The organism is Dorea sp. YH-dor226 (assembly GCF_039832105.1).
Classification (GTDB): Bacteria; Bacillota; Clostridia; order Lachnospirales; family Lachnospiraceae; genus Dorea_A.
Genome location: NZ_JBDOHS010000026.1, coordinates 1 through 21,191 on the forward strand (window position 1 = coordinate 1; position 21,191 = coordinate 21,191).

Sequence of the window (21,191 nt, forward strand, 5' to 3'; positions counted from 1 at the left end):
AAAGGAACATATGTAACTGGAGTCGAAAGTGGTTCCCAAACTCCGGAATCAGCGGCTCTGTTCCACCGGAATGGTGGCTCTCAAATCCCGGACTGGTGGCTCAAAGAGAGCCGGAATATTCAATAACCTCAAAACTGGTGTCGTGTCTCATCCAAAGGAAGGCGAGATCATTCTGACAGATGATTACGCGGCTCTTGGATCGCATTACATGACCGCAATCATGCCTGCCGGTGTAAGAAAGCCGAAGCAGAAACCATCTGTAGAAGGCACTGTCGGGAAGATTGCAACGTCTATCATCGCCCGGTGCCGTAACGACGTGTATTACTCCTTCACAGAACTCAAGAAGGCTGTTTCTGACAAGCTACATAAGTTCAACCACGAGGCATTTCAGAAACGTGAAGGGAGTCGTTATGAGGTTCTGCAGGAAGAACGGGATTTCCTGAGGCCGCTTCCTGATGTTCCTTATGAGATTGCAGAGTGGGTCTATGATCGTGCCGTCAACCTCGATTTCCATGTAGTGTACAAGAAAAACAGGTATTCATGCCCGTACCAGTACGCGAAGAAGAAGGTCGATCTCAAAGTAACGGACCGCTTTGTGGAACTCTATCACAAGGGGGAACGTCTGACGACACACAACCGCTTTCCGGATTACATGAAGAACAAGTATTCCACGCATCCGGAAGACATGCCGCCTGCATTTCGCAACATCGTTCAGTGGGATGACGAGAGGATTAAAAACTGGGCAAGTTCAGTCGGGAAATCGACCAGACAGGTCATCGACCGTATCTTTAGCAACGTCGGAATAAAAGAACAGGGCTATAATCCCTGCCTTGCCATACTCCGCCTCAGCAGAACGTATACAGATGCCCGTCTGGAAACCGCCTGTGATCTTGCTATCAGCAGAGGGATTAAAGTGCCCCGTTACCATCACCTTAAAGCAATCCTAACAGCGAATCAAGACATCAGTTATAAAGAACAGCTAGAAGCCGCTTCCGATTATTCTGCTGATGACTCCTCCATGGGATATCTCCGTGGCAGTGATTATTACCGGAAGGGAGGGGATTCTGATGCTAAATGATGAGACCAGAAGAAAACTCCGCCTCATGAATGTCGGAGAGTTCATTGATGAACTCGAAATACAACAACAGGATCCACAGACGCTGGCTCTTCCCTTTGATGACCGTTTTCAGCTCCTTACAGACGGTGTTTATCAAAGAAAGTATAACGATAAGGTACACCGGTTGATTAAGACTGCAAAGCTCCGGCTCCCAAAGTCAGACATTCACGACATCCTTTACATTGACAAACGACCTCTTAACAGGGGCATTATTGCTGATCTGGCTAGCTGCAGGTTCGTTGACGAAAGCCGCAGCGTTGTGTTCCAGGGATATCCTAGCTCTGGGAAAACCTTCCTGGGGTGTGCAATGGCAAAAGAAGCCTGCAGACAACTACATAAAACCCGATACATCCGCCTCCCTGATCTTCTGGAAGAATACGCTGAGAAATCAGTGCTTCCCGGTGGAAAGAACAAGGTGCTGAACAAGTATGCAGCTTTCAAGGTACTTGTTCTGGATGAATGGCTTATGCCGGAATTGTCCAAAGCAGATGTCGAGTTCATCCTTGAATTGACAGAACGCCGCTTTGACAGTACGTCCACGATTTTCTGTACGCTTTATAAGCGCGAGGACTGGGTCAAGCGGCTGCGAGGCGGGACTTATGCCGAGTCTATCGTAGAGCGCTTCGCGCATAACACTACTTGGATCGAAACCGGTGATGTTAATATGCGGCAGTATCTATCACATGCTTGATGACCTGGGCTGAACTGCGACCAGCCTTTGCTAAACGGCGATACCCATGCGCTGAACGCGCTTCAGCGCATGGGCTAATCGCCCGGAATAATCAAGAAGCTACTTCTGATTGGCGAGCCGGATCTGAATTAGAGAAGGATGATTTCGTTAAAAATAAGGACAACCAAAATCAAACGATTGAAGTAGAGAACAATAATATTGATTATCAATATGTATGTAACACTAGTGGAATACAGGCAGATGGACTGATCAGAGATGGTCTGGAAAGGGCAATTTTACAGCTGACAGAATTCAGTGATCTTCCAGCAAATGCATCTAAGATCGAAATAAAGAATGCTATTCGGGAACATCAGACAGATTTAAAGAAAGCAAAAGAACAGTTGCTGTTTACACTTCGGACAGTAGAGTGGAAAGTTCTTTAATTCGGTATCTTCTTGCATTATCGTTCGGGTTTTATTTCCACAGATAGGACATAGAACCCATTTTATAGTTTCCATATTTTTCTCAATCCTTACTTCTAAATATTATCCTACTTAAAATTTATCGCAACGGTTTTTAAGTTTTTGCTTCTTGATTACTTAACGGCGGAAAAAGAATGTTTTCACATAGGGCTGTTGTTTACATGTCATTTTTTTGTTTTTTTAATTCTATACCCACCAGTACAACAGATAGCATAAACGCTGAAAAATCAGCAACAGGTCCCGCAAGCAATACTCCCATAATTCCGAAACGAAGCGGGAGCAGCAGGGTAAGCGGAATCAACACAAAGGTCTGCCTTGTTAATGCCAACAGAGCACCTTTTAACGATTTTCCTATTGCGGTAAAAAAACTGGAAGAAAGCAACTGCACACCATTTACCAACACCATGAAAAGATAGGTACGCATGAACAAAACAGCAAATTCAAAATACAGCTCGTCCCCATCTCCGAATAGCGAAATGATAGATTGCGGGAAAAATTGAAATGCGATGAAAGCAATTGTGGAAACAACAAGGTTCCATTTTACCGCAAGCAGGTAAGCCTCCCGTACACGATGGTATTGCCCTGCCCCATAGTTGAAGCCGATAATCGGCTGTGTTCCCTGCGAGATTCCTACAACAATCGCAAGGATTATGGCATTTGTTTTCATAACGATTCCGCAAGCAGCTAAGGGAATATCTGTTCCATATTTTGTTAATGCGCCGTAATAAGTCAACGAATTGTACTGAATGATTTGAATCACGGTAACTGCAATCTGGTTTGAGCTGCTGCTGATTCCCATGCTGCAAATTTTCATGCTTTCTTTGATGTCCAATAAAAACGACTCTTTTTCAAAATGGATTGTTTGGAAACGCCATAGATAACGGAGTGCGAGTATGAAGGAAAAAATTTGCCCAATAACTGTTGCCCAAGCTGCGCCGGCAATTCCCCAATCGCAAACAAAGATAAAAATGGGGTCAAGAATGGTATTGATAATAGCTCCCACAACCATGCAGACCATTGAATACTTTGGTTTTCCATCTGCTCGAATCAAATTGCTCATACCATTCGTTACAATGAGAAACGGCATTCCAATCAATGTTATGCTGGCATACTGCTTTGCATATGGAAATACATCTGTCGTTGCCCCAAATGCCTTTAGGAGCAAAGACAGAAAAGTTTCTCCAACCAGCAAATAAATAATTCCGAAAATTCCCATCAGAACAATACCATTTCCCGCTGCTTTGGCGGCAGCTTTCGGCTCTTTGCGTCCAAGACAGAGGGAAACACGGGAAGCACTGCCAATTCCGACCAGTAGTGCAATGGCAAGGCAGATGGTAGAAAACGGGTAGGCAACATTGGTTGCTGCATTTCCCAAATAACCGACCCCTTGACCAATAAAAATCTGATCCACAATATTGTAGATTGAGCCGATAAGAGATGCCACAATACTGGGAACAGCAAAATTTTTCAACAGCTTTGAAATTTTTTCATAGCCCAGAGGATTTTCAGTCATTGAACTCCTCCCCCTTTCTCTCTATATGGAGTTCCGATGTGATATTTCTGCCCGCCTGTATTAAGAAATCCATAAAAAGGTTCTGCTCGGATTCGCTCATACCCTGCAATAAAAGAGCTTCTGTCTTTTCGCATATCATCTGTATCTCGTCAATAATAGACAATGCTCTTTCTGTAGGATACAATTTACATGTCCGCTTATCCTTATCATTGGGAGAACGTGTAATCATTCCCTGCTTTTCCAATGTCGCAACCGTCCGTACAATATTGCTTGGATGAACATAGAACATATTCAACAAAGAATCTTGTAGAATACCGGGCGAACGACAGATTTTGATTAAGAACATATATTGACTGTTGTTGATTCCATAGGGGACAAGTTGCTTGTCCAAATAGATTTTGTAAAATCGGTCTGTTACGGAAAGCCATTTTAATAGTTTCATAGATATATTCCTCCTAACCACCAGTATCATAACGCAATATGCGTGCGCACGCAACTACTTTTAACATTATATCTGCCGCTTTGTCCTCATAAACACAAATCAATTCTACATCTATAATCTCTACTGCTCTGCTACGAATATTATTCATTTTCCCGACCCATTCAAGCCGATTTTCTGCCTTTAGCTGTTCTGTTACTGTAACTCAGGACATGGAAGAAAAAATACTTTCCATGTATGCCAAAGGAATGACCACCGGAGACATTGAATCTCACATGCGTGAAATGTATGATATTGATATTTCTGACAGCACAATCAGCAGAATCACAGACAAAATCCTGCCGATTGTAAAGGAATGGCAGGAACGCCCTCTGGATGAAGTGTATGCCGTTGTATTTATGGATGCCATCCACTATCATGTCCGCAGCGAAGGACGTATTGTAAAACGCGCAGTCTACATAGCCCTTGGTATCGACATGAATGGAAAAAAGGACGTCCTTGGCATGTATGTTGGAGAAAACGAAAGCGCCAAGTTCTGGCTCTCCATCATGAATGGACTAAAGAACCGCGGAGTTGAAGATATCCTGATAGCATGTGTGGATGGACTAAACGGATTTCCACAGGCAATTGAAGCTGTTTATCCAAAAACAGAAATCCAGCAGTGCATTATTCATCAAATCCGTAATTCAACGAAGTTTGTTTCCTACAAAGACATCAAAAAGCTGATGGCTGATCTGAAGCTTGTATATGCGGCTCCAACGGAAGAAACAGCTTTAAATGAGTTAGAATTGTTCAAAGATAAATGGGATTCCAAGTACCCGAAAATCTATAAATCCTGGCATGATAACTGGGCGACCCTGTCCACATATTTTAAATATCCGGAGGCAGTAAGACGTCTAATTTACACCACAAATGCCATTGAAGGATTCAATCGTCAGCTCCGGAAAGTGACCAAAAGCAAGACCGTTTTTCCGTCAGATGACAGCCTTTTGAAAATGCTGTATCTGGCAACCCTGGATATCACGAAAAAATGGACCGGGCACAGGCAGGACTGGGGGCAAATCCACTCCCAGCTTGAAATCTATTTTGAAGAGCGTCTGATTGGACGCAACCTGTAAAACCAGCTTGTTTTGGGCAGGTTTTATTGACATGCCCAAAAACTCCTGTATAATGCAGATATGGGCAGAATCCGGAAAATCGGCTCTGCCCATTTGTAACTATTCACAAATCTTATATCAGTTTTAAACGTTTACACAAAACTTGAAACGGTCTCGATATGGATATGAAAAAGTATTTCAAAGAAATCGCAATCTTAATTGCACAAAAGTTGGAAGTTTTCTTAAAGAGCTTCGAAAAGAAAAGAATATTACACAGGAACAGTTGGCAGAAAGCATGTGATTGATGGCGCGTTTTGGTTTGAGTAGGAAAAACATGGGAAGTTAGCAATAAAACATTACGCGAGTAAACTCGCATAAGATGATTTCCACTTCCCAGACATCTGATTTCCAGATTTCCGGAAGTGCGATTTCATCGCACAAGAATATTCAAATTGTTTTTGGAATTAGGCATTCGTTAAAAAAGGCTGCACACAATTTTGTATGCAGCCGAATCTATATGAAGAGGTGCCTTTTTTCCTCCTTGGCAATGTTATTTTTTGTTATATTTTATATCCAGAAGCGATTGGAAAAGCATCCACGCATGACAGATACAATACCCTGTAGGATCAGGAAAAATCCGATTACCCAGGCCATAGCTGCAATACTTGCAAATGGATGTGTGAATGACAGAAAACCAATCACAGTCAGAAGGATTCCAAGTACTGTAAACCAGCCCCAGCCCTTTACTCCCAGTTTTTGAAGGTCAAAGGAATTAACCAGTTTGGTGATACCTGAAAAAATCAGCCACATTCCTAAAATAAAGGAAATAGTCATTGCTGTAAACCATCCATTTCCCAAAATGAATAAAGACATCAGTACGGTTAGAATGCCGTCAGCAAGAAACCAGCCAGATCCTGCCATATAATCATGACCGGCTGCAAATATCACAATATCTATAATGCCGGAAAACATCATGGCAACTCCAAAGATAATGGGAAGACCATAAAGAATTTTTCCGGGATTCCTCAAACATCCGATCCCGGTTATAATCAGAAAGATTCCGGCTAAAATCCATAATACTCTTGATGTCGTTTTACTCATATCAAAAACCTCTTTTCCGATTGCATTTGGCTTTTAAAACAGGCAGGGGTTTTATTCCCTGCCCGTTTGAGATTAACCTTCGATGGAAATATAATGTGAGTTGTTTTCTACTGCCTTCTGCTCTTTTGGAACAGTAAAGGAAAGAATACCATTTTCAAATTTCGGATGGATGTCTTCTCTCTGAACATTATTTCCTACATAAAAGCTTCTGCTTACATTTCCGGTATAACGCTCGCGGCGGATATATTTTCCTTCCTTATCTTTTTCATCTTTATCCAGACCTTTTGCTGCACTTACAGTTACATAACCGTTTTCAAGCTGGATCTGAATCTCGTCTTTCTTAAATCCAGGAAGATCAATTGCCACTTCGTAAGCGTTGTCTTTTTCCTTCACATCAGTCTTCATGATATGGGGAGCATGTTTTCCATACAATTTTTTATCGATGTCCGGAAAAGCAAAATCATCCATAAAATCATCAAATAAATTTTCTCCAAAAATACTAGGCATTAACATAAGTCATATCTCCTTTCATGACATAAACTAAAGTTTGCACTATCGGAGAAACCCGAAGTGTTGATTTATGAATATCAGGAAGAAAAATCATATTCTCTTTCTTTGTTCTATGCGTAATATAACATATGAATTAGCACTCGTCAATAGAGAGTGCTAATAATTGTGTGAAGATTTTGTGAACTTTGCGAAATAAAATAATTACTGATATTAGATTCAGCGGAATAGATTCCAGATGTTAATCATTAATTAAGAGGAAACAAAAAAGTCGTTTAAAATTAAATGGTGACGAATTATTAAACTTGTGATAGAATGAAAAAAACATTGAAAGAAGCTGAACTAAATGGATACACAAATTGATATCATATTGCAGGGAGGACAGTTTAAAAAGCTGTTAGAGGAACAGAGCGTTGAATTACGAGAAAAATATGATATGAAAAGAGCAGAACTGGAGATATTATATTTCCTGTCAAAATGCGGAACACATAATACCTCTACGGATATCCACCATCAGTTGATGATGAACCGTGGACATATTTCGCAGGCAGTTGACAGTCTCTGCAGGAGAAATTATCTTATTGCGATACCGGATAAGAATGATAGAAGATATATTCATTATGAAATATCTGATTATGCGAAGGATCTGGTAACAGAAATGACGAAGAGAAGGGAAGCAATGAACGGGATGATTTTAAAAGGTGTGTCGGAAGAAGAATTGAAGGTTTTTCGGGAAGTATCGGAAAAAATCAGGAAAAATATAAATGAATTAATTTAGATGATCAAAAGATGCAAAGTAATGGTTAAGGTGCTTCGCATCTTTTTTAAATTATTTTGGAAACCTATTGACAAGAGAAATACAGATGATATAATACTTTAAAAATAAATAATTTAAAAATAAAACATGTTTCGCGAGAAACATATTTTTTGCGAAACACGATGGCACTCAACAAGCAAGAGTGCTAACAAAAGAAAGGCAGGTTATTCATATGAAATTAAAACCATTGGGTGACAAAGTAGTTCTTCAGTATCAGGATGTTGAAGAAAAGACAGAATCAGGAATCATTCTGCCAGACAGCGCAAAAGAAAAATCGCAGGAAGCTGTAGTAATCGCAGTTGGTCCGGGAAAATGTAAAGACGGACAGAAAGTTCCCATGCAGGTAAAAGAAGGAGATAAAGTCATTCTTTCCGAATATGGCGGAACAGAAGTAAAAATTGGCGACGAAGAATATAAAATTGTAAGTCAGGACGATATTCTGGCAATTGTAGAGAAATAGAAAGTGTTGAAAGAAGGAAATTATCATGGCAAAAGAGATTAGTTTTGATATTGATGTTCGAAAAAAGATGGAGGCCGGTGTAGACAGACTGGCAGATACAGTAAAGGTAACATTGGGGCCAAAAGGAAGAAATGTTGTACTGGATAAATCTTACGGTGCACCATTAATTACAAACGATGGTGTGACCATTGCAAAAGAGATCGAACTGGAAGATCGTTTTGAAAATATGGGCGCACAGCTTGTAAAAGAGGTGGCTACCAAGACAAACGACATTGCAGGAGATGGAACAACAACAGCTACAGTTCTGGCACAGGCACTTGTAAAAGAAGGAATGAAAAATATCGCAGCAGGGGCAAATGCCATTGTTTTAAGAAAAGGAATGAAGAAGGCAGCAGATGTGGCTGTACAGGCAATTGAAGAAATGAGCCATCCTGTTACTGGGAAGGATCATATTGCAAAAGTAGCTGCAATCTCTTCCGGTAATGAAGAAGTCGGTGAGATGATTGCCGATGCAATGGAAAAAGTCGGAGAGAACGGCGTTATTACGATTGAAGAATCAAAGACCATGAAGACGGAGATCGACGTAGTCGAAGGTATGCAGTTCGATAATGGATATCTTTCCGGATACATGTGTGATGATAAAGAAAAAATGATCGCCAACATGGAGGATCCTTATATCCTCATGACTGATAAGAAGATTTCAAATATCCAGGACATCCTTCCCATTTTGGAAAATGTGATGAGAGAGAGGAAAGAACTCCTCATCATTGCAGAAGATGTGGAGGGAGAGGCACTTACCACATTGATTGTCAACAGACTGAGAGGTACCCTGAAGGTCGTTGCTGTAAAGGCACCGGGATATGGTGACAGCAGAAAGGCAATGCTTGAAGATATCGCAACACTTACCGGCGGTCAGGTGATCATGGAAGATCTTGGCCTTGAACTTAAAGATACCACGATGGATATGCTTGGCCGTGCAAAATCTGTAAAGGTTACAAAGGAAAATACCACGATCGTAGACGGTGCCGGGAACAAGGAAGACATTGATGCACGCATCGCCAGCCTGAAGAGACAGATGGCTGAAACAACATCCGATTTTGATAAAGATAAACTCATGGACCGTATCGCGAAGATGGGCGGAGGCGTTGCAGTGATCCGTGTCGGCGCGGCAACAGAAACAGAAATGAAAGAAGCTAAATACCGCATGGAAGATGCCATGAACGCAACAAAAGCAGCCGTATCGGAAGGCATTATCTGCGGTGGCGGATCTGCATATATCCATGCACAGAAAAAGGTAGAGGAACTGTTAGCAGCCCTGGAGGGTGATGAGAAGACCGGAGCCAGAATCGTAGCAAAGGCACTGGAAGCACCACTGTATACGATTGTGGAAAATGCAGGTCTGGAAGGCCCGGTTATCGTAGACAAGGTAAAGAAGAGTGAGCCTGGCATGGGATTTGATGCAGCCTCAGAAACCTTTGTGGATATGATGAAACAGGGTATTATTGATCCGGTGAAGGTAACAAAGAATGCATTAATGAATGCGGTAAGTGTGGCAGCTACACTTCTTACTACAGAAGCTGCGGTAGCGGACATTAAGGAAAATACACCTGCGCCGCAGCCACAGCCGGAAATGTATTAAAGAGAACAGGTAAAATCAAATCATTGGCGAGCAACAAAATGGGGAGATGGCTGGTACATCTCCTCTTTTTGTTCGCTTCTGTTTTTATGTGAAATGAGGTCCATTATGAAATATGCAGTTATATATCAGTCAAAAAGTGGCAATACACGTTTAATAGCAGAAAAGATCTATGGTGCTTTAAATACAGAGGATAAAACAATTGTAGATATTGATACAGAGCAGGATATACCTGCGGCGGATGTCTATCTGATCGGGTTTGGAATTCATGGTTATTCCTGCAGCATGGATATCTCAGATGTATTTGAGCAGATTACAGGCGGAAAATATGCAGTGTTCGTTACCTGCGGTTATGTGCCGACAGAACAATATAAAGAAAAGCTTGAAAAAAATCTTGAAGTCTGGTACCCGGATGAGGGAGAGTATCTGGGAATGTTTCTCTGTCAGGGGAATGTGGAGTCAGATAGAAGGAAAATTATGATCAGCCAGATGCCAAGTAAAGAAAAAGAGATGCAGCAGATGTTTCGACTGGGAAATACCCATCCGGATGAAGAAGATCTGGAAAATGCGGTTGATTTTGCCATTAAAATTCAGGCAGAAATTGGGGATTAAATAAGAAAATAACATGTATTGATGTAAATAAAAAGAGAGGAGCGGTTGAAGATGCCAGAGCAGAGAGAAATATTGAATGCAAATGAAATCAGAAAGTTTACAAATGAATTAACCTATCGTCGGTATCTGATGAACAAAGGAAAAATACAGGAACTGTTTCGTAAAATGACTCTTCAGGAGTATATTGCTTTGTATACTATAGAATCTGAGAGAGAAAATTCTCCGAATAATAATGGGAGAACGTATTTAAAGGATTTATCAGAAAAGATGCAGCTGACAATACGGCAGACATCAAAAATGGTAGAAAAGCTGAAAGATCGTGGACTGGTACTGTGGTCTTATGAAGGAAGCGGAAGTGAAGGAACATATGTGACTGTTACAGAAACGGGACAGAAACTGTTTAAGGGTCAGGAAATGATTCTGAGAGAATGTTATGGAAAAGTGATCAACAAATTCGGAAAAGATAATTTGATCATGTTATTAAAAATGATGAAACAACTGGATAACCTGATGTGCAGCGAAATAAAAGGGATGGGAGAGGTCGATTCGTATGGGAGAGCTGATGAAGCGGATGAATGATTATGCTGTGCAGAATGAAGCTATCTGCCGGAAAAATGATCATATTGATCCTAGATTGTATGAAGAGTTTGGTGTTAACCGGGGGCTGCGGGATGAAAATGGAAAAGGTGTGCTTACCGGTTTGACTAAGATTTCCCGTATTGTATCATCATGTGTGAAAGATGGAGAAAAAGTACCTTGTGACGGGGAATTGTGGTATCGTGGATATAAGGTAGAAAAATTGATTGGCAATCTTGGAGAAGAACAGCTTGGTTTTGAAAAGATCGCTTATCTTCTGTTGATGGGGGAATTGCCTTCAGAAGATGAAGAAAAAAAGTTCCGGGAAGTGATTGGCACATGCAGAACGCTTCCAACGAACTTTACCAGAGATGTTATTATGAAGGCACCATCTGAGGATATTATGAATTCAATGACAAGAAGTATTCTGACACTGGCTGCTTATGATAAAAAGGCAAAAGACATCAGCGTCAGTAATTCGTTGCGGCAGTGCATCCAACTGATTAGTGAATTTCCACTCCTTGCTGTATATGCATATCATGCCTATAATCATTACGAAAAAAACCAGAGTATGTATATCCATAATCCGGATCCGAAACTGTCTACAGCTGAGAATCTTCTAATGATGCTCAGGCATGATCAGAAATACACACCGGTTGAAGCGAAAGTTCTGGATACTTCATTGATTCTTCATATGGAACATGGCGGCGGAAATAATTCTACTTTTACAACCAGAGTGGTGACCTCTTCCGGTTCAGATACATATTCAACAATTGCTGCCGCTATGTCATCTTTGAAGGGACCGAAGCATGGCGGCGCAAACATAAAAGTTGTGGAGATGATGGATAATATACGGGAAAATGTAAAGGATTTTTCTGATAAAGAAGAAATATCAGCATATCTTATGAAGATAATTGACAAACAGGTATTTGACAAAAAAGGGTTGATTTACGGAATGGGACATGCGGTGTATACATTGTCGGATCCAAGAGAAAGAGTATTTAAAAAATATGTGGAAGCGCTGGCAAGAGAGAAAGGCCGGGAGAGCGATCTCCAGCTCTATGAGAATGTTGAAGTGATTGCACCTAAACTGATTGCAGAAAACAGAAATACTATAAAACGAGTGAGCCCGAATGTGGACTTTTACAGCGGATTTGTATATGACATGCTAGGCATTCCACGTGAATTATATACTGCGATTTTTGCAGTAGCGAGGGTAGTCGGGTGGAGTGCGCATCGTATGGAAGAACTGATCTGCACAGATAAGATTATCCGTCCGGCTTATATGAGTGTTATGGAGGAAAAAGAAAAATGTTAGAAAAACTGGCAGGACCCATTATAGGGGCATTGATTGGATACTGTACTAATTATATCGCTGTCAAAATGCTGTTTTATCCTAAACAGGAAGTCAGAATCTTTGGACGAAAACTTCCTTTTACTCCGGGGGCAATTCCTAAAGGAAAGCCAAGGCTTGCCAGAGCAATCGGAATTATTGTGGCGGACGATCTTCTAACGGAAGATGATATTAAACAGAAAATGATTTCTTTGGAAACAGAAAATGCTGTTGTGGATCAGATTGTTCAGGGATTATCTGTTGATCTTCATACCTGTGTTTCAAAAGTATGTTCGTCCGAGTTGAATTATGAAGAGATAAAAAACAGATTGATTTCTGAACTGTCCAGCCAGATCCTTGATTCTGTTCAACATATGAATCTGGATAATCTTATTGTTCAGGAAGCCGGAAAAGCTGTTAAAGCCAAAACAAAGGGCTCCATGTTGGAAATGTTTCTGAATGATGAAATGCTTAATTCCCTGATACAGCCTGTTGGAGGAGAAATAGTAAAGTATATTAATGAAAAAGGACCAGATTTTATAAAGGAAGAACTGGAAACTAAAATTGATACGTTAGGAGAACAATCTGTCATAGATCTCTGTAACCATATGAATATTTCGGAAGGAGCCGTTCGAAAAATAGTAGCAGATTTTTATCACAAAGCAATTGATTCTGTCATCGGAAAGCTGATCGGTAATTTGAATATTGCAGAAATTATCGAAGATAAAATCAATGCTATGAATGTAGATAGTCTGGAGAAACTGGTGCTGACTGTGATGAAAAAAGAATTGGATACAATTGTAAATCTTGGGGCTTTAGTAGGTGCAGTTTTAGGAGTTTTAAATATTATTATATAATTTCTTATGTAAAGAAGATAATGATTGTAAACTAAGTTTTCATGGATGAATGAAAAGATATATATGATATAGCACAAATAGGACAATAGGACAACAGGAATTTACTGTGTAGTTGTGATTGTATTGATGAACACTGTTTGTAAGAGATAACCTCCAGTTTATCTGTTTCTTAAAATGACAATATCATGGAATAAATACAACATAATGAGAACATGTTACCTTCGTATGATTCGATTCATACGGAGGTTTTCTTTTGCCCATTTTTCTCATCTTGACTTTTTTTAACTAAAACATGTTGTATAAGCCCCTCTGAAACTTTGGATATATAGAGGGACATTTATATCCGCGAGCAACGAGCCAAGCGGACATGCTTGCATGTCCATTTGGCGACTGCCGCGAGAGCCAAATGCCCCGTCACTTGCGGGAGTATTTGGAATGCCGCCTCTAAAATAATGAAATGTGAGGTAATGACATATGTCAGAGAAAAGATGTTATACAGTAAAAGAGTTACAGGAAATTCTTGGAGTCAGCAGACCGACAATATATAACCTTCTGAAGAAAAATGAGTTTCGGTGGATCCAGCTGGATGGCGGAAAGTACCGTATTTCCAAAAAGAGCTTTGATGACTGGCTGGATAAGCTGCCGGAATCTTCCAACTAATCTCCTATCCGGATGAAAAATCGACATCCTAAATTTTTTTGAAAAAGTGCGATATGGTATGGGAAGAAGGAGGAAAGCTTCATGGATGAGAAGGGAAAAATGAATACCGGGGAATACGAAGAACTGATAAAGGAAGTGAAAGCAAACAGCCCATACAAGAGGCTGTCTTCTGCGAAAAAGAAATGGATGAGTGTTTCTGAGATGGGCGAGCTCCTGGGGCTTAAAAAGACGGATCGGTATTGGCTGGTACATAAAAACTTTTTTGAGACCAAAGAGATTGCCGGAAAGATGCGGGTCAATATTGAGAGTTTTGAAAAGTGGTATGCGAATCAGATTAAATATCATAAAGTCACCGGCGAAGAACCGGGGAAGGAATTGAAAGAATGGTCCTATTCTGTTCCGGAGCTTGCAGAAATATTGGAGCTTACGGATGGTGTTGTTTATGATCTGATCAAGCGGAATAATATCGAGGTCGTGATTGTGGATTACTGGAAACGTGTACCCAAAGCTGCATTTCAGAAATGGTATGACGGACAGTCCAGATACCGCACGAAGGAGGATAAAAAGAGGGATGCGGAAATGGAGGCCGCAACTCTCACTATGCCGGAAATGGGCAGACAGCTGGGAATCACCAGAAATCAGGTATATGGCATCCTGAATAGTCAAAAGTATCAGCATTTCTTTGAGTTCGTTACGATCGCTGATCGAAAAAGAATCACGAAGGAAAGCTTTCAGAAGTTTCTGGACGGACAGGATGAATATCATCTGGATCCGGCGAACGATTATGAAGAACTGGCAATGGAAGAAAATGTGGCACTGGCGAATTATCGGAGAAAGAAACTGGCACAGACCGGGGAACGAGGAAGGAATGGCAATCTGCAGTATCTTACTATAGATGAAGCAGCCTTTATGGCAAAGGTCAGCCGGTCCATGATAAATGTCTGGTACACAAAAGGATATTTTCCGGTTGTAAAAATAAGGAACCATGTTCGGATCAAACGAAAAGAATTTGAAGCGTGGCTGGAAAAGAGAAATACAGAAAGGGGCTGTTAGATTATGGCATCGATCAGAGAACGAAATGGAAAATTTAATGTGATCTATTCCTATACTGATGCAGACGGGAAACGGAAGCAGAAATGGGAAACTTATGCTACAAAGGCAGAGGCAAAGAAACGCAAGAAAGAAATCGAGTATAAAGAAGAAATGGGATCCATGATAATCCCGCAGTGTAAAACCATGAAGGATCTTCTGGCAGAATACGTTGCCCTGTATGGGAAAGACAACTGGGCATTATCTACATATGATGGGAATGTTTCTCTCATAAATAATTATATCCTTCCGATCATCGGGGATGAAAAACTGTCGGAGATCAATACCCGTTTTATTGAAAAATATTATCAGAGATTGTTGAAAGCTCCGGCTGTGGTCAATCCTATAATTGGGAAAAGAAAGAATGAATATGTATCTACCAGTACCATCAGAGATATCCATAAACTCCTCCGAAGCTGTTTTAAACAGGCTGTCAAATGGGAGCTGATGGAGAAAAATCCTTGTATCTATGCGACCGTACCAAAGCATAAAACAAAGAAACGGGAGATCTGGACTGCTGAAACTCTGATGTATGCACTGGAAGTATGTGAGGATGATCGGCTAAAGCTGGCAATGAACCTTTCCTTCTCCTGCTCTCTCCGGATCAGTGAGCTTCTGGGGCTTACCTGGGATTGTGTGGATATCTCGGAGGAAGCAATTGAGGAAAATCGGGCATATCTGTTTATTAATAAGGAATCCCAGCGAGTGAGCAAATCCGCTTTAAAAGAGCTGGATGCAAAAGATGTGCTGCTGATATTTCCGGAAAAAAGCAAGACCAATAAAACAGTCTGTGTTTTGAAAACACCGAAGACAGACAGCAGTGTCCGAAAGGTTTTCCTTCCAAAGTCTGTCGCAAAGATGCTGATCGAATGGAAAGAAAAACAGGATGAGACAAAGGAAGTTCTTGGAGATGAATACATGGACTATAACCTGGTCATGGCAAGTACGTTTGGTCTTCCTTTGGGGGATGGCGCGATCCGGAAGCCATTGAATCAGTTGATTAAGGACTATGATCTCCCACCGATTGTTTTCCACAGTCTCAGACACAGCAGTGTTACCTATAAGTTGAAACTGAATGGTGGAGATATCAAGGCAGTTCAGGGCGACTCCGGACATGCTCAGGTCAGCATGGTTACGGATGTATATTCCCATATCCTGGATGACGACCGGAAGAAAAATGCAGAATTATTTGAAGAGGCTTTTTATGAGAAGAAAAATCTGGATCCGCAGATGCATCCGAATACAGCACAAAACACGGTAGCGGTTCCGGAAGGTGTGGATGCAGAACTGCTTGCAAAGGTCCTCTCCAATCCGGAGATGGCGGCATTACTTGCATCATTGGCGAAGACAATGAAGTAATGAAAGTATTTGTTTATTCTGTTTTAAACAGGGAAATAATGTAATAAGAATAATATCTAATATTTGTTTAGGTATCAAAAAAAAGAGAAAAACATAAAATCTAAAATAAATTAATTGCTGTAAAATAAAGGCTTTTTAGAGTTTAGATATAGACATATTTTTCAAACATTATTATAATTAAATCAGATTAGATATTATAGAAACTTGGGATAAGAGGAGGATTCAATGAATATAAAAGAAATCAAAATTAAAAATTTCAAATCACTTTATGATGTGTCTTTCTGCCCTGGGAATATCAATGTTTTTATTGGCGCCAATGGTTCAGGAAAATCTTCTGTTCTGGAAGCTATTGGTGTGCTGAGTGCAGCCATGACAGACCGTGTGAATAATAATAGTCTTCAGCGGAAGGGGGTTCGGCTTAGTACTTCATCATTATATAAGTCGCAGTTTCGTTCTATTGAACGAAGTATGCCAACGGTTGATTTTGCCATGAGCTGGGAGAGAAATAAAAACGAGTATGAATATTCTGTACATCTTACTACGCCTGCAGATGATGATACCTGGAAATATCATTCGGAAAGTGTTTCTAAAAACGGAGAAAATGTATTTGGACGAAGTAATCGATCAAGCGTACAATTAAATAATAAGGTAGGATATTATGCTCTGTCAGAAAAACTGAACGGAGAAGAATATACAGATATGGGAAACTATATCTCTGGGTACGGGATTTATCAGCCGGATACTCTTACTCTGCGTGGAAATGTGGCAGATCCTACACAGGTTACGCCAATCGGACTGAATGGCGGCAGACTTGCTGATGCAATGGAGGATTTATTCTCGGCTGTAGATGATGAGATAATGTTTGGAGCAATGAGCATGGATGATGTTCTTGAATTAATCGAGTGGGCATCGGATATTCATATCGCAAGGCCCAAAAAGTCGAATCTGAATCCGGGAGTTCCGAGTACACGACAGGTCATCGAATTTCAGGATCGTTTTTTAAAGGATAAAGCAGTATTTACCGGATATGATGCCAGTGAAGGTGCTTTGTATGTTCTGTTTATGCTGACACTGGCTATGCACCCGGATGTGCCGGGAATGTTTGCGATTGACAGTTTTGATCATGCTTTAAATCCTAGACTGGCAAAAAGAATCACAGAAGTATTCAGTCAGCTGATAATTGAGAGCGACAAGACGGTTTTCATGACAACACATAACCCCCTTGTACTGGATGGACTGAATCTGGCGGATGATAGGATACGACTGTTTGCCATTAATAAAAATAAGTATGGGCACGCTGAATTAAATAGAATCCAGATTTCTCAAGAACTTTTAGAAACAGGACAATCCTTATCCAGACTTTGGATTAACGGACTTCTGGGAGGTGTTCCGGAACTGTTATGAAAAAGAGGATAGGAATTGTAGGTGAAGGACCGACAGATTATCTTGTACTTAAATGCATGATCGATCAGATAACCGGAGAAGAAAATGATTATCTGAGAATTCAGCCGGAACAAAATATGCTAGGCGAGTACGGAAATGGGTGGAAAGGTGTATGGAACTGGTGTGAGTCTACAGGACAGAATCTGGATAAGATTATGAAGGGTATCTCTCCTCAGATTGATATGATTGTAATTCAAATGGATGGTGACGTGGCTCGGAAAGAAAAAGAGGTTCATTGTCGGTGTGCAACTGTCGAATGCGAGCATAAGGGGAAAGTTCATCCATTAGGATGTGAAACGTTAATAGATGGCTCATGTCCGGTAGATATTCCGTGTAAAGATCATGAGAACACACCGGAAGGATATCGCAGCCATATAACACATTGTGTTTTACAATGGCTTGGAACAGATACCGAGAGAAATGATATTATTATTACGGTGCCATGTGACAGTACAGATACATGGATTGTTGCTGCTTTTGATCCTATGGAGGAGATAGAAAAAATCCAAAATCCATGGGAGGATATTATTTCCAGAAAAAAGGATTACCATGGAATAAGAATACCAGGTCATAAAAAGAATAATCGTATATACCAGCAGCTGATTCCTACTTTGGAAAGTCATTGGAAACAAGTAATTGATCTGTGTGATTCTGCTAAATATTTTGAAAAAGCAGTAAAAGTAGCCTGGGGTGAATAAAGAAAATATCTCCATCATTTAGCGACAAAATGATGGAGATATTACTGAAATGAAGGGGATTTTGGGATAATAGTGCCGGGCCGGCAACTGGATATGTTCGTATTTAAGTCGGCTGTCGTGGTCGAAACACCATAGACAAATTTTCAATAACGGTGTATAGTAATAATAGAAATCTGGTCAATTGAATATTGTTTATCATTCCCGCTTGTAAGGGGATGGTAGCCGGAATATGATATCTGTCAGTAACAACAGAGCTTTCCCCGGATGTTAGCAGCTGCAAAGAATCTGCTAATTTTCAGGTCTTATCTGGTCTTGACAGAAAGGGTATTCAGATTACCAGAATTTGATTCGAAAATAAAAAAAGTCCTTGATAATAAAGGGCTAAATATATCAGTTCTTGACAGGGATTAACAGAACCACAGAGCTCTCCTAAGCAGTAGGCCCCCGGTTCGAATCCGGGTAGGAACGTCCCAGAAATGGCGGAAATTCAAGGTTTTTGAGTTCCCGCCTTTTTTGTACCCGTAACAGAACCCATCAAAATCGATTAGCCAGCTAATTGAGAACCGGTTCTGAACGGATACCTCCGACTTGGCTTAGCCCGCTAATTTTCTTTGCAAATTGCACTTTTTTTGCTAAGAAAAAAGGGCACCTTGCTAATCGGACCTGAAACCATGCCAGATTCTTAGCTAAATTGCGAGAGTCACGTTACGGGTTCAATGGTGTTATGGAATATAGAATGGAATACAGAATGCATTTGCGCGTGTTTGATATTGCTTGATATGAGCGATTTCAGACACGTTTTTTTATTACTACAGAATCCAACGAATCCGGGAGTGATGATCCATGAAGAAAAATAAAGAACTCGGAACTGCACCGAGATATGCAAAAGAGAAGCCAGAGGACTGCAGGGATTGCTCCTTCTGGAACAGACATAAGAATAAATGCCGGCTGGGCAAGAGCAACTGCTACTACCTCATGTCAGCGCCGCCGAAGGTACCGAATCCTTGCGAAGGCTGCACTTACGGTCAGAGCAGACCTTGCGTCGGTATCTGCTACAAAGGTTTTCACAGAATGAGAAAGGCAGGTGAAGCTGATGAGCAGAGCAGATAATCTCAGACATCTGGACAAGCTGATGAAGCGTCCGCCGGAATGCGCCGGAAGAAATAAGGCTCCTAAGAACTGCAGACAGTGCATGTATTATCAGCCGAAGTTTCGCTTCAGAACCTGTCTTTTTACAAGATGCAAGTTTGGACTCGATTGCAGAATTTTTCGTGCACATCCTCTTCGCGAGGAACTGGTTGCGTTGGAAGGAAGGGTGAACTGATATGACATTCGACTACTTCACACCTGGGGATGCAGAGCAATATGCTTACTATTCCATCCCTAAGATGTTAATCAAAGGCGAGCAATTCCGTGGGATATCCATGGAAGCAAAGCTCTTATACGGAATCCTGCTCGACCGTGTTTCCTTATCACTGAAGCACGGATGGGTAGATGAAAACAACCATGTATATATCATTTTCACTATTGAGCAGATTATGGAGGAAATGAACTGTGGCAACAAGAAGGCCGTTACTCTTCTGAATGAGCTGGAGAAGAAGATCCATCTGGTTGAGAAGAAACGCCAGGGCCTTGGAAAGCCGAACCTGATCTATGTAAAGAACTTCTACCAGAGCGTGGATCAGATTTATTCTTCACAGGAAAATGATGAAAATCCTGAGTTATCCACAATTCCTGAGGAGGAAATTCCAGAAGTGTCAAAACAACATTTCCAGAAGTGTCAAAATGACACTTCAAGAAATGTCCATCGGACATCTCAAGAAATGTCAAAACGACACGGAACTAATACTAATAATATCAATACTGATATTAGCAATCCTAATCCTATCGTATCTTATCAGGACGATGGATCCGATGCGATGCGAGCATCCGAGTATGTATATCTTGCAGTTGTTAACACGGATAATGCCGATAATAATGTTAATGCTGATATATACAAGAACAGATACCTTTATTACAGGTAGTACTGGTTCCGGTAAGAGTAATACAGTATATCAGATTTTACGAAAGGCTAGAAAAAAAGGTATCAAATTCCTTGTAATTGAACCTGCAAAAGGTGAATACAAGAATGTATTTGGTATGAGTAAGGATGTATCAGTATATGGAACCAATCCTATGCTTACGCCGTTGCTCCGGATTAATCCGTTTAGTTTTCCTAAGGGAATTCATGTTTTGGAGCATTTGGACCGGCTGGTAGAAATTTTCAATGTGTGCTGGCCTATGTATGCAGCTATGCCGGCCGTCCTGAAGAGCGCGGTTGAAAAAGCATACGTTGACTGCGGTTGGGATATGATGAAATCGGTTAACAAGTACGGCGAGAATTTGTATCCTACATTTGCTGATGTGGCAGACAATATTAAAATTATCATCGAATCCAGCGAATACGATTCTGAAAATAAGGGTGCATATAAAGGATCCCTTTTGACGAGGTTGCAGTCATTGACAAATGGAATTAACGGATTGATTTTCGCAACAGATGAACTGTCTTCTTCACAGTTGTTTGACGAAAATGTAATCGTTGATCTTAGCCGTGTTGGATCTACTGCAAATTTCGGCTGAACTGACCGCTTGTTTCATTAACGGCTGACCAGCCCTTTCAATAGAACTGACCACGCATTTCGGATGCTGACCAACTTTGATATAGTGATTGATGTAGCTATTGCTA

Annotated in this window: 24 protein-coding genes and 2 pseudogenes; 20 read left to right on the plus strand and 6 right to left on the minus strand. The window is 40.8% G+C overall.

What is annotated here, in order from left to right; genetic code table 11:
• Positions 1-28: 28 nt before the first annotated feature.
• Genes ABE547_RS14020 through ABE547_RS14030 form a run of 3 tightly spaced genes read left to right on the plus strand, consistent with a single transcriptional unit; the run spans position 29 to position 2,230 of the window.
• A complete protein-coding gene (locus tag ABE547_RS14020) occupies positions 29-1,078 on the plus strand; it encodes a hypothetical protein (protein WP_347379332.1) in 1,050 nt (349 codons plus the stop codon).
• The gene (locus tag ABE547_RS14025; protein ID WP_347379333.1) at positions 1,008-1,808 is read left to right on the plus strand and encodes an ATP-binding protein; all 801 of its coding nucleotides are present in this window, start codon (positions 1,008-1,010) and stop codon (positions 1,806-1,808) included. The genes ABE547_RS14020 and ABE547_RS14025 overlap by 71 nt, the downstream gene beginning before the upstream one ends.
• On the plus strand, positions 1,805-2,230 hold the full coding sequence (locus ABE547_RS14030; RefSeq protein WP_347379344.1) for a hypothetical protein: 426 nt from the start codon (positions 1,805-1,807) through the stop codon (positions 2,228-2,230). The genes ABE547_RS14025 and ABE547_RS14030 overlap by 4 nt, the downstream gene beginning before the upstream one ends.
• On the opposite strand, the gene ABE547_RS14035 is transcribed toward ABE547_RS14030, so the two are convergent.
• The 4 genes and pseudogenes from ABE547_RS14035 to ABE547_RS14050 all read right to left on the minus strand — a co-directional run.
• Positions 2,168-2,305, minus strand: a complete 138-nt coding sequence (locus tag ABE547_RS14035) for a cysteine-rich KTR domain-containing protein (protein ID WP_347379334.1) — start codon at positions 2,303-2,305, stop codon at positions 2,168-2,170. The two genes, ABE547_RS14030 and ABE547_RS14035, sit on opposite strands and share 63 nt — an antisense overlap.
• 121 nt (positions 2,306-2,426) lie before the next feature.
• Positions 2,427-3,782, minus strand: a complete 1,356-nt coding sequence (locus tag ABE547_RS14040; protein ID WP_118084629.1) for an MATE family efflux transporter — start codon at positions 3,780-3,782, stop codon at positions 2,427-2,429.
• Positions 3,775-4,224 (minus strand): MarR family transcriptional regulator, encoded by a 450-nt coding sequence (locus tag ABE547_RS14045; protein WP_347379335.1) that lies wholly within the window; start codon positions 4,222-4,224, stop codon positions 3,775-3,777. The genes ABE547_RS14040 and ABE547_RS14045 overlap by 8 nt, the downstream gene beginning before the upstream one ends.
• Before the next feature lie 91 nt (positions 4,225-4,315).
• Positions 4,316-4,420 (minus strand): annotated as a pseudogene (locus ABE547_RS14050) (TnpV protein); the annotation flags it as partial.
• Between the two features lie 13 nt (positions 4,421-4,433).
• Here ABE547_RS14050 and ABE547_RS14055 point away from each other — a divergent pair.
• Positions 4,434-5,339 (plus strand): annotated as a pseudogene (locus ABE547_RS14055) (IS256 family transposase); the annotation flags it as partial.
• A gap of 546 nt (positions 5,340-5,885) precedes the next feature.
• Here the strand turns inward: ABE547_RS14055 and ABE547_RS14060 are convergent.
• Together ABE547_RS14060 and ABE547_RS14065 are read right to left on the minus strand one after the other, a co-directional pair.
• Positions 5,886-6,419 carry a DUF308 domain-containing protein gene (locus ABE547_RS14060; protein WP_347379336.1) on the minus strand — a complete coding sequence of 178 codons (534 nt, stop codon included), beginning with the start codon at positions 6,417-6,419 and terminating at the stop codon, positions 5,886-5,888.
• Between the two features lie 72 nt (positions 6,420-6,491).
• Complete coding sequence (locus ABE547_RS14065; RefSeq protein ID WP_262655201.1) at positions 6,492-6,932, minus strand: Hsp20/alpha crystallin family protein; 441 nt, start codon at positions 6,930-6,932, stop codon at positions 6,492-6,494.
• A gap of 340 nt (positions 6,933-7,272) precedes the next feature.
• On the opposite strand from ABE547_RS14065, the gene ABE547_RS14070 reads away from it, so the two are divergent.
• The 16 genes from ABE547_RS14070 (at position 7,273) to ABE547_RS14145 (ending at position 21,085) form a co-directional block, all read left to right on the plus strand.
• Entirely contained in the window at positions 7,273-7,704 is a 432-nt protein-coding gene (locus tag ABE547_RS14070; RefSeq protein WP_154433057.1) for a MarR family winged helix-turn-helix transcriptional regulator, read from the plus strand.
• Between the two features lie 211 nt (positions 7,705-7,915).
• Entirely contained in the window at positions 7,916-8,203 is a 288-nt protein-coding gene (locus ABE547_RS14075; protein WP_347379337.1) for a co-chaperone GroES, read from the plus strand.
• A gap of 25 nt (positions 8,204-8,228) precedes the next feature.
• Positions 8,229-9,842, plus strand: a complete 1,614-nt coding sequence (gene groL, locus ABE547_RS14080; protein WP_283231171.1) for a chaperonin GroEL — start codon at positions 8,229-8,231, stop codon at positions 9,840-9,842.
• A gap of 105 nt (positions 9,843-9,947) precedes the next feature.
• Positions 9,948-10,451: a flavodoxin family protein gene (locus ABE547_RS14085; RefSeq protein WP_262655205.1), complete on the plus strand. Its 504-nt coding sequence runs from the start codon at positions 9,948-9,950 to the stop codon at positions 10,449-10,451.
• A gap of 51 nt (positions 10,452-10,502) precedes the next feature.
• Positions 10,503-11,030 (plus strand): MarR family winged helix-turn-helix transcriptional regulator, encoded by a 528-nt coding sequence (locus tag ABE547_RS14090; protein WP_154433061.1) that lies wholly within the window; start codon positions 10,503-10,505, stop codon positions 11,028-11,030.
• The gene (locus ABE547_RS14095) at positions 11,002-12,345 is read left to right on the plus strand and encodes a citrate/2-methylcitrate synthase (RefSeq protein ID WP_262655207.1); all 1,344 of its coding nucleotides are present in this window, start codon (positions 11,002-11,004) and stop codon (positions 12,343-12,345) included. The genes ABE547_RS14090 and ABE547_RS14095 overlap by 29 nt, the downstream gene beginning before the upstream one ends.
• Complete coding sequence (locus ABE547_RS14100; RefSeq protein ID WP_262655208.1) at positions 12,339-13,217, plus strand: DUF445 family protein; 879 nt, start codon at positions 12,339-12,341, stop codon at positions 13,215-13,217. The genes ABE547_RS14095 and ABE547_RS14100 overlap by 7 nt, the downstream gene beginning before the upstream one ends.
• A 474-nt stretch (positions 13,218-13,691) precedes the next feature.
• Positions 13,692-13,877, plus strand: coding sequence for a helix-turn-helix domain-containing protein (locus ABE547_RS14105; protein ID WP_075671598.1), 186 nt, complete (start codon positions 13,692-13,694; stop codon positions 13,875-13,877).
• A gap of 81 nt (positions 13,878-13,958) precedes the next feature.
• The gene (locus ABE547_RS14110) at positions 13,959-14,930 is read left to right on the plus strand and encodes a helix-turn-helix domain-containing protein (RefSeq protein ID WP_347379338.1); all 972 of its coding nucleotides are present in this window, start codon (positions 13,959-13,961) and stop codon (positions 14,928-14,930) included.
• A 3-nt stretch (positions 14,931-14,933) separates the two neighbouring features.
• A complete protein-coding gene (locus ABE547_RS14115) occupies positions 14,934-16,325 on the plus strand; it encodes a site-specific integrase (protein WP_347379339.1) in 1,392 nt (463 codons plus the stop codon).
• Positions 16,326-16,550: 225 nt separating this feature from the next.
• Positions 16,551-17,729 carry an ATP-binding protein gene (locus tag ABE547_RS14120; RefSeq protein ID WP_300335992.1) on the plus strand — a complete coding sequence of 393 codons (1,179 nt, stop codon included), beginning with the start codon at positions 16,551-16,553 and terminating at the stop codon, positions 17,727-17,729.
• On the plus strand, positions 17,726-18,466 hold the full coding sequence (locus ABE547_RS14125; RefSeq protein WP_300335994.1) for a hypothetical protein: 741 nt from the start codon (positions 17,726-17,728) through the stop codon (positions 18,464-18,466). Before ABE547_RS14120 ends, ABE547_RS14125 begins: the two co-directional genes overlap by 4 nt.
• An 843-nt stretch (positions 18,467-19,309) precedes the next feature.
• A complete protein-coding gene (locus ABE547_RS14130; RefSeq protein ID WP_347379340.1) occupies positions 19,310-19,576 on the plus strand; it encodes a hypothetical protein in 267 nt (88 codons plus the stop codon).
• Positions 19,560-19,790 (plus strand): hypothetical protein, encoded by a 231-nt coding sequence (locus tag ABE547_RS14135; RefSeq protein WP_347379341.1) that lies wholly within the window; start codon positions 19,560-19,562, stop codon positions 19,788-19,790. The genes ABE547_RS14130 and ABE547_RS14135 overlap by 17 nt, the downstream gene beginning before the upstream one ends.
• Position 19,791: 1 nt before the next feature.
• A complete protein-coding gene (locus ABE547_RS14140; protein WP_347379342.1) occupies positions 19,792-20,490 on the plus strand; it encodes a replication initiator protein A in 699 nt (232 codons plus the stop codon).
• The gene (locus ABE547_RS14145; RefSeq protein WP_347379343.1) at positions 20,450-21,085 is read left to right on the plus strand and encodes a DUF87 domain-containing protein; all 636 of its coding nucleotides are present in this window, start codon (positions 20,450-20,452) and stop codon (positions 21,083-21,085) included. The genes ABE547_RS14140 and ABE547_RS14145 overlap by 41 nt, the downstream gene beginning before the upstream one ends.
• Positions 21,086-21,191: the final 106 nt, after the last annotated feature.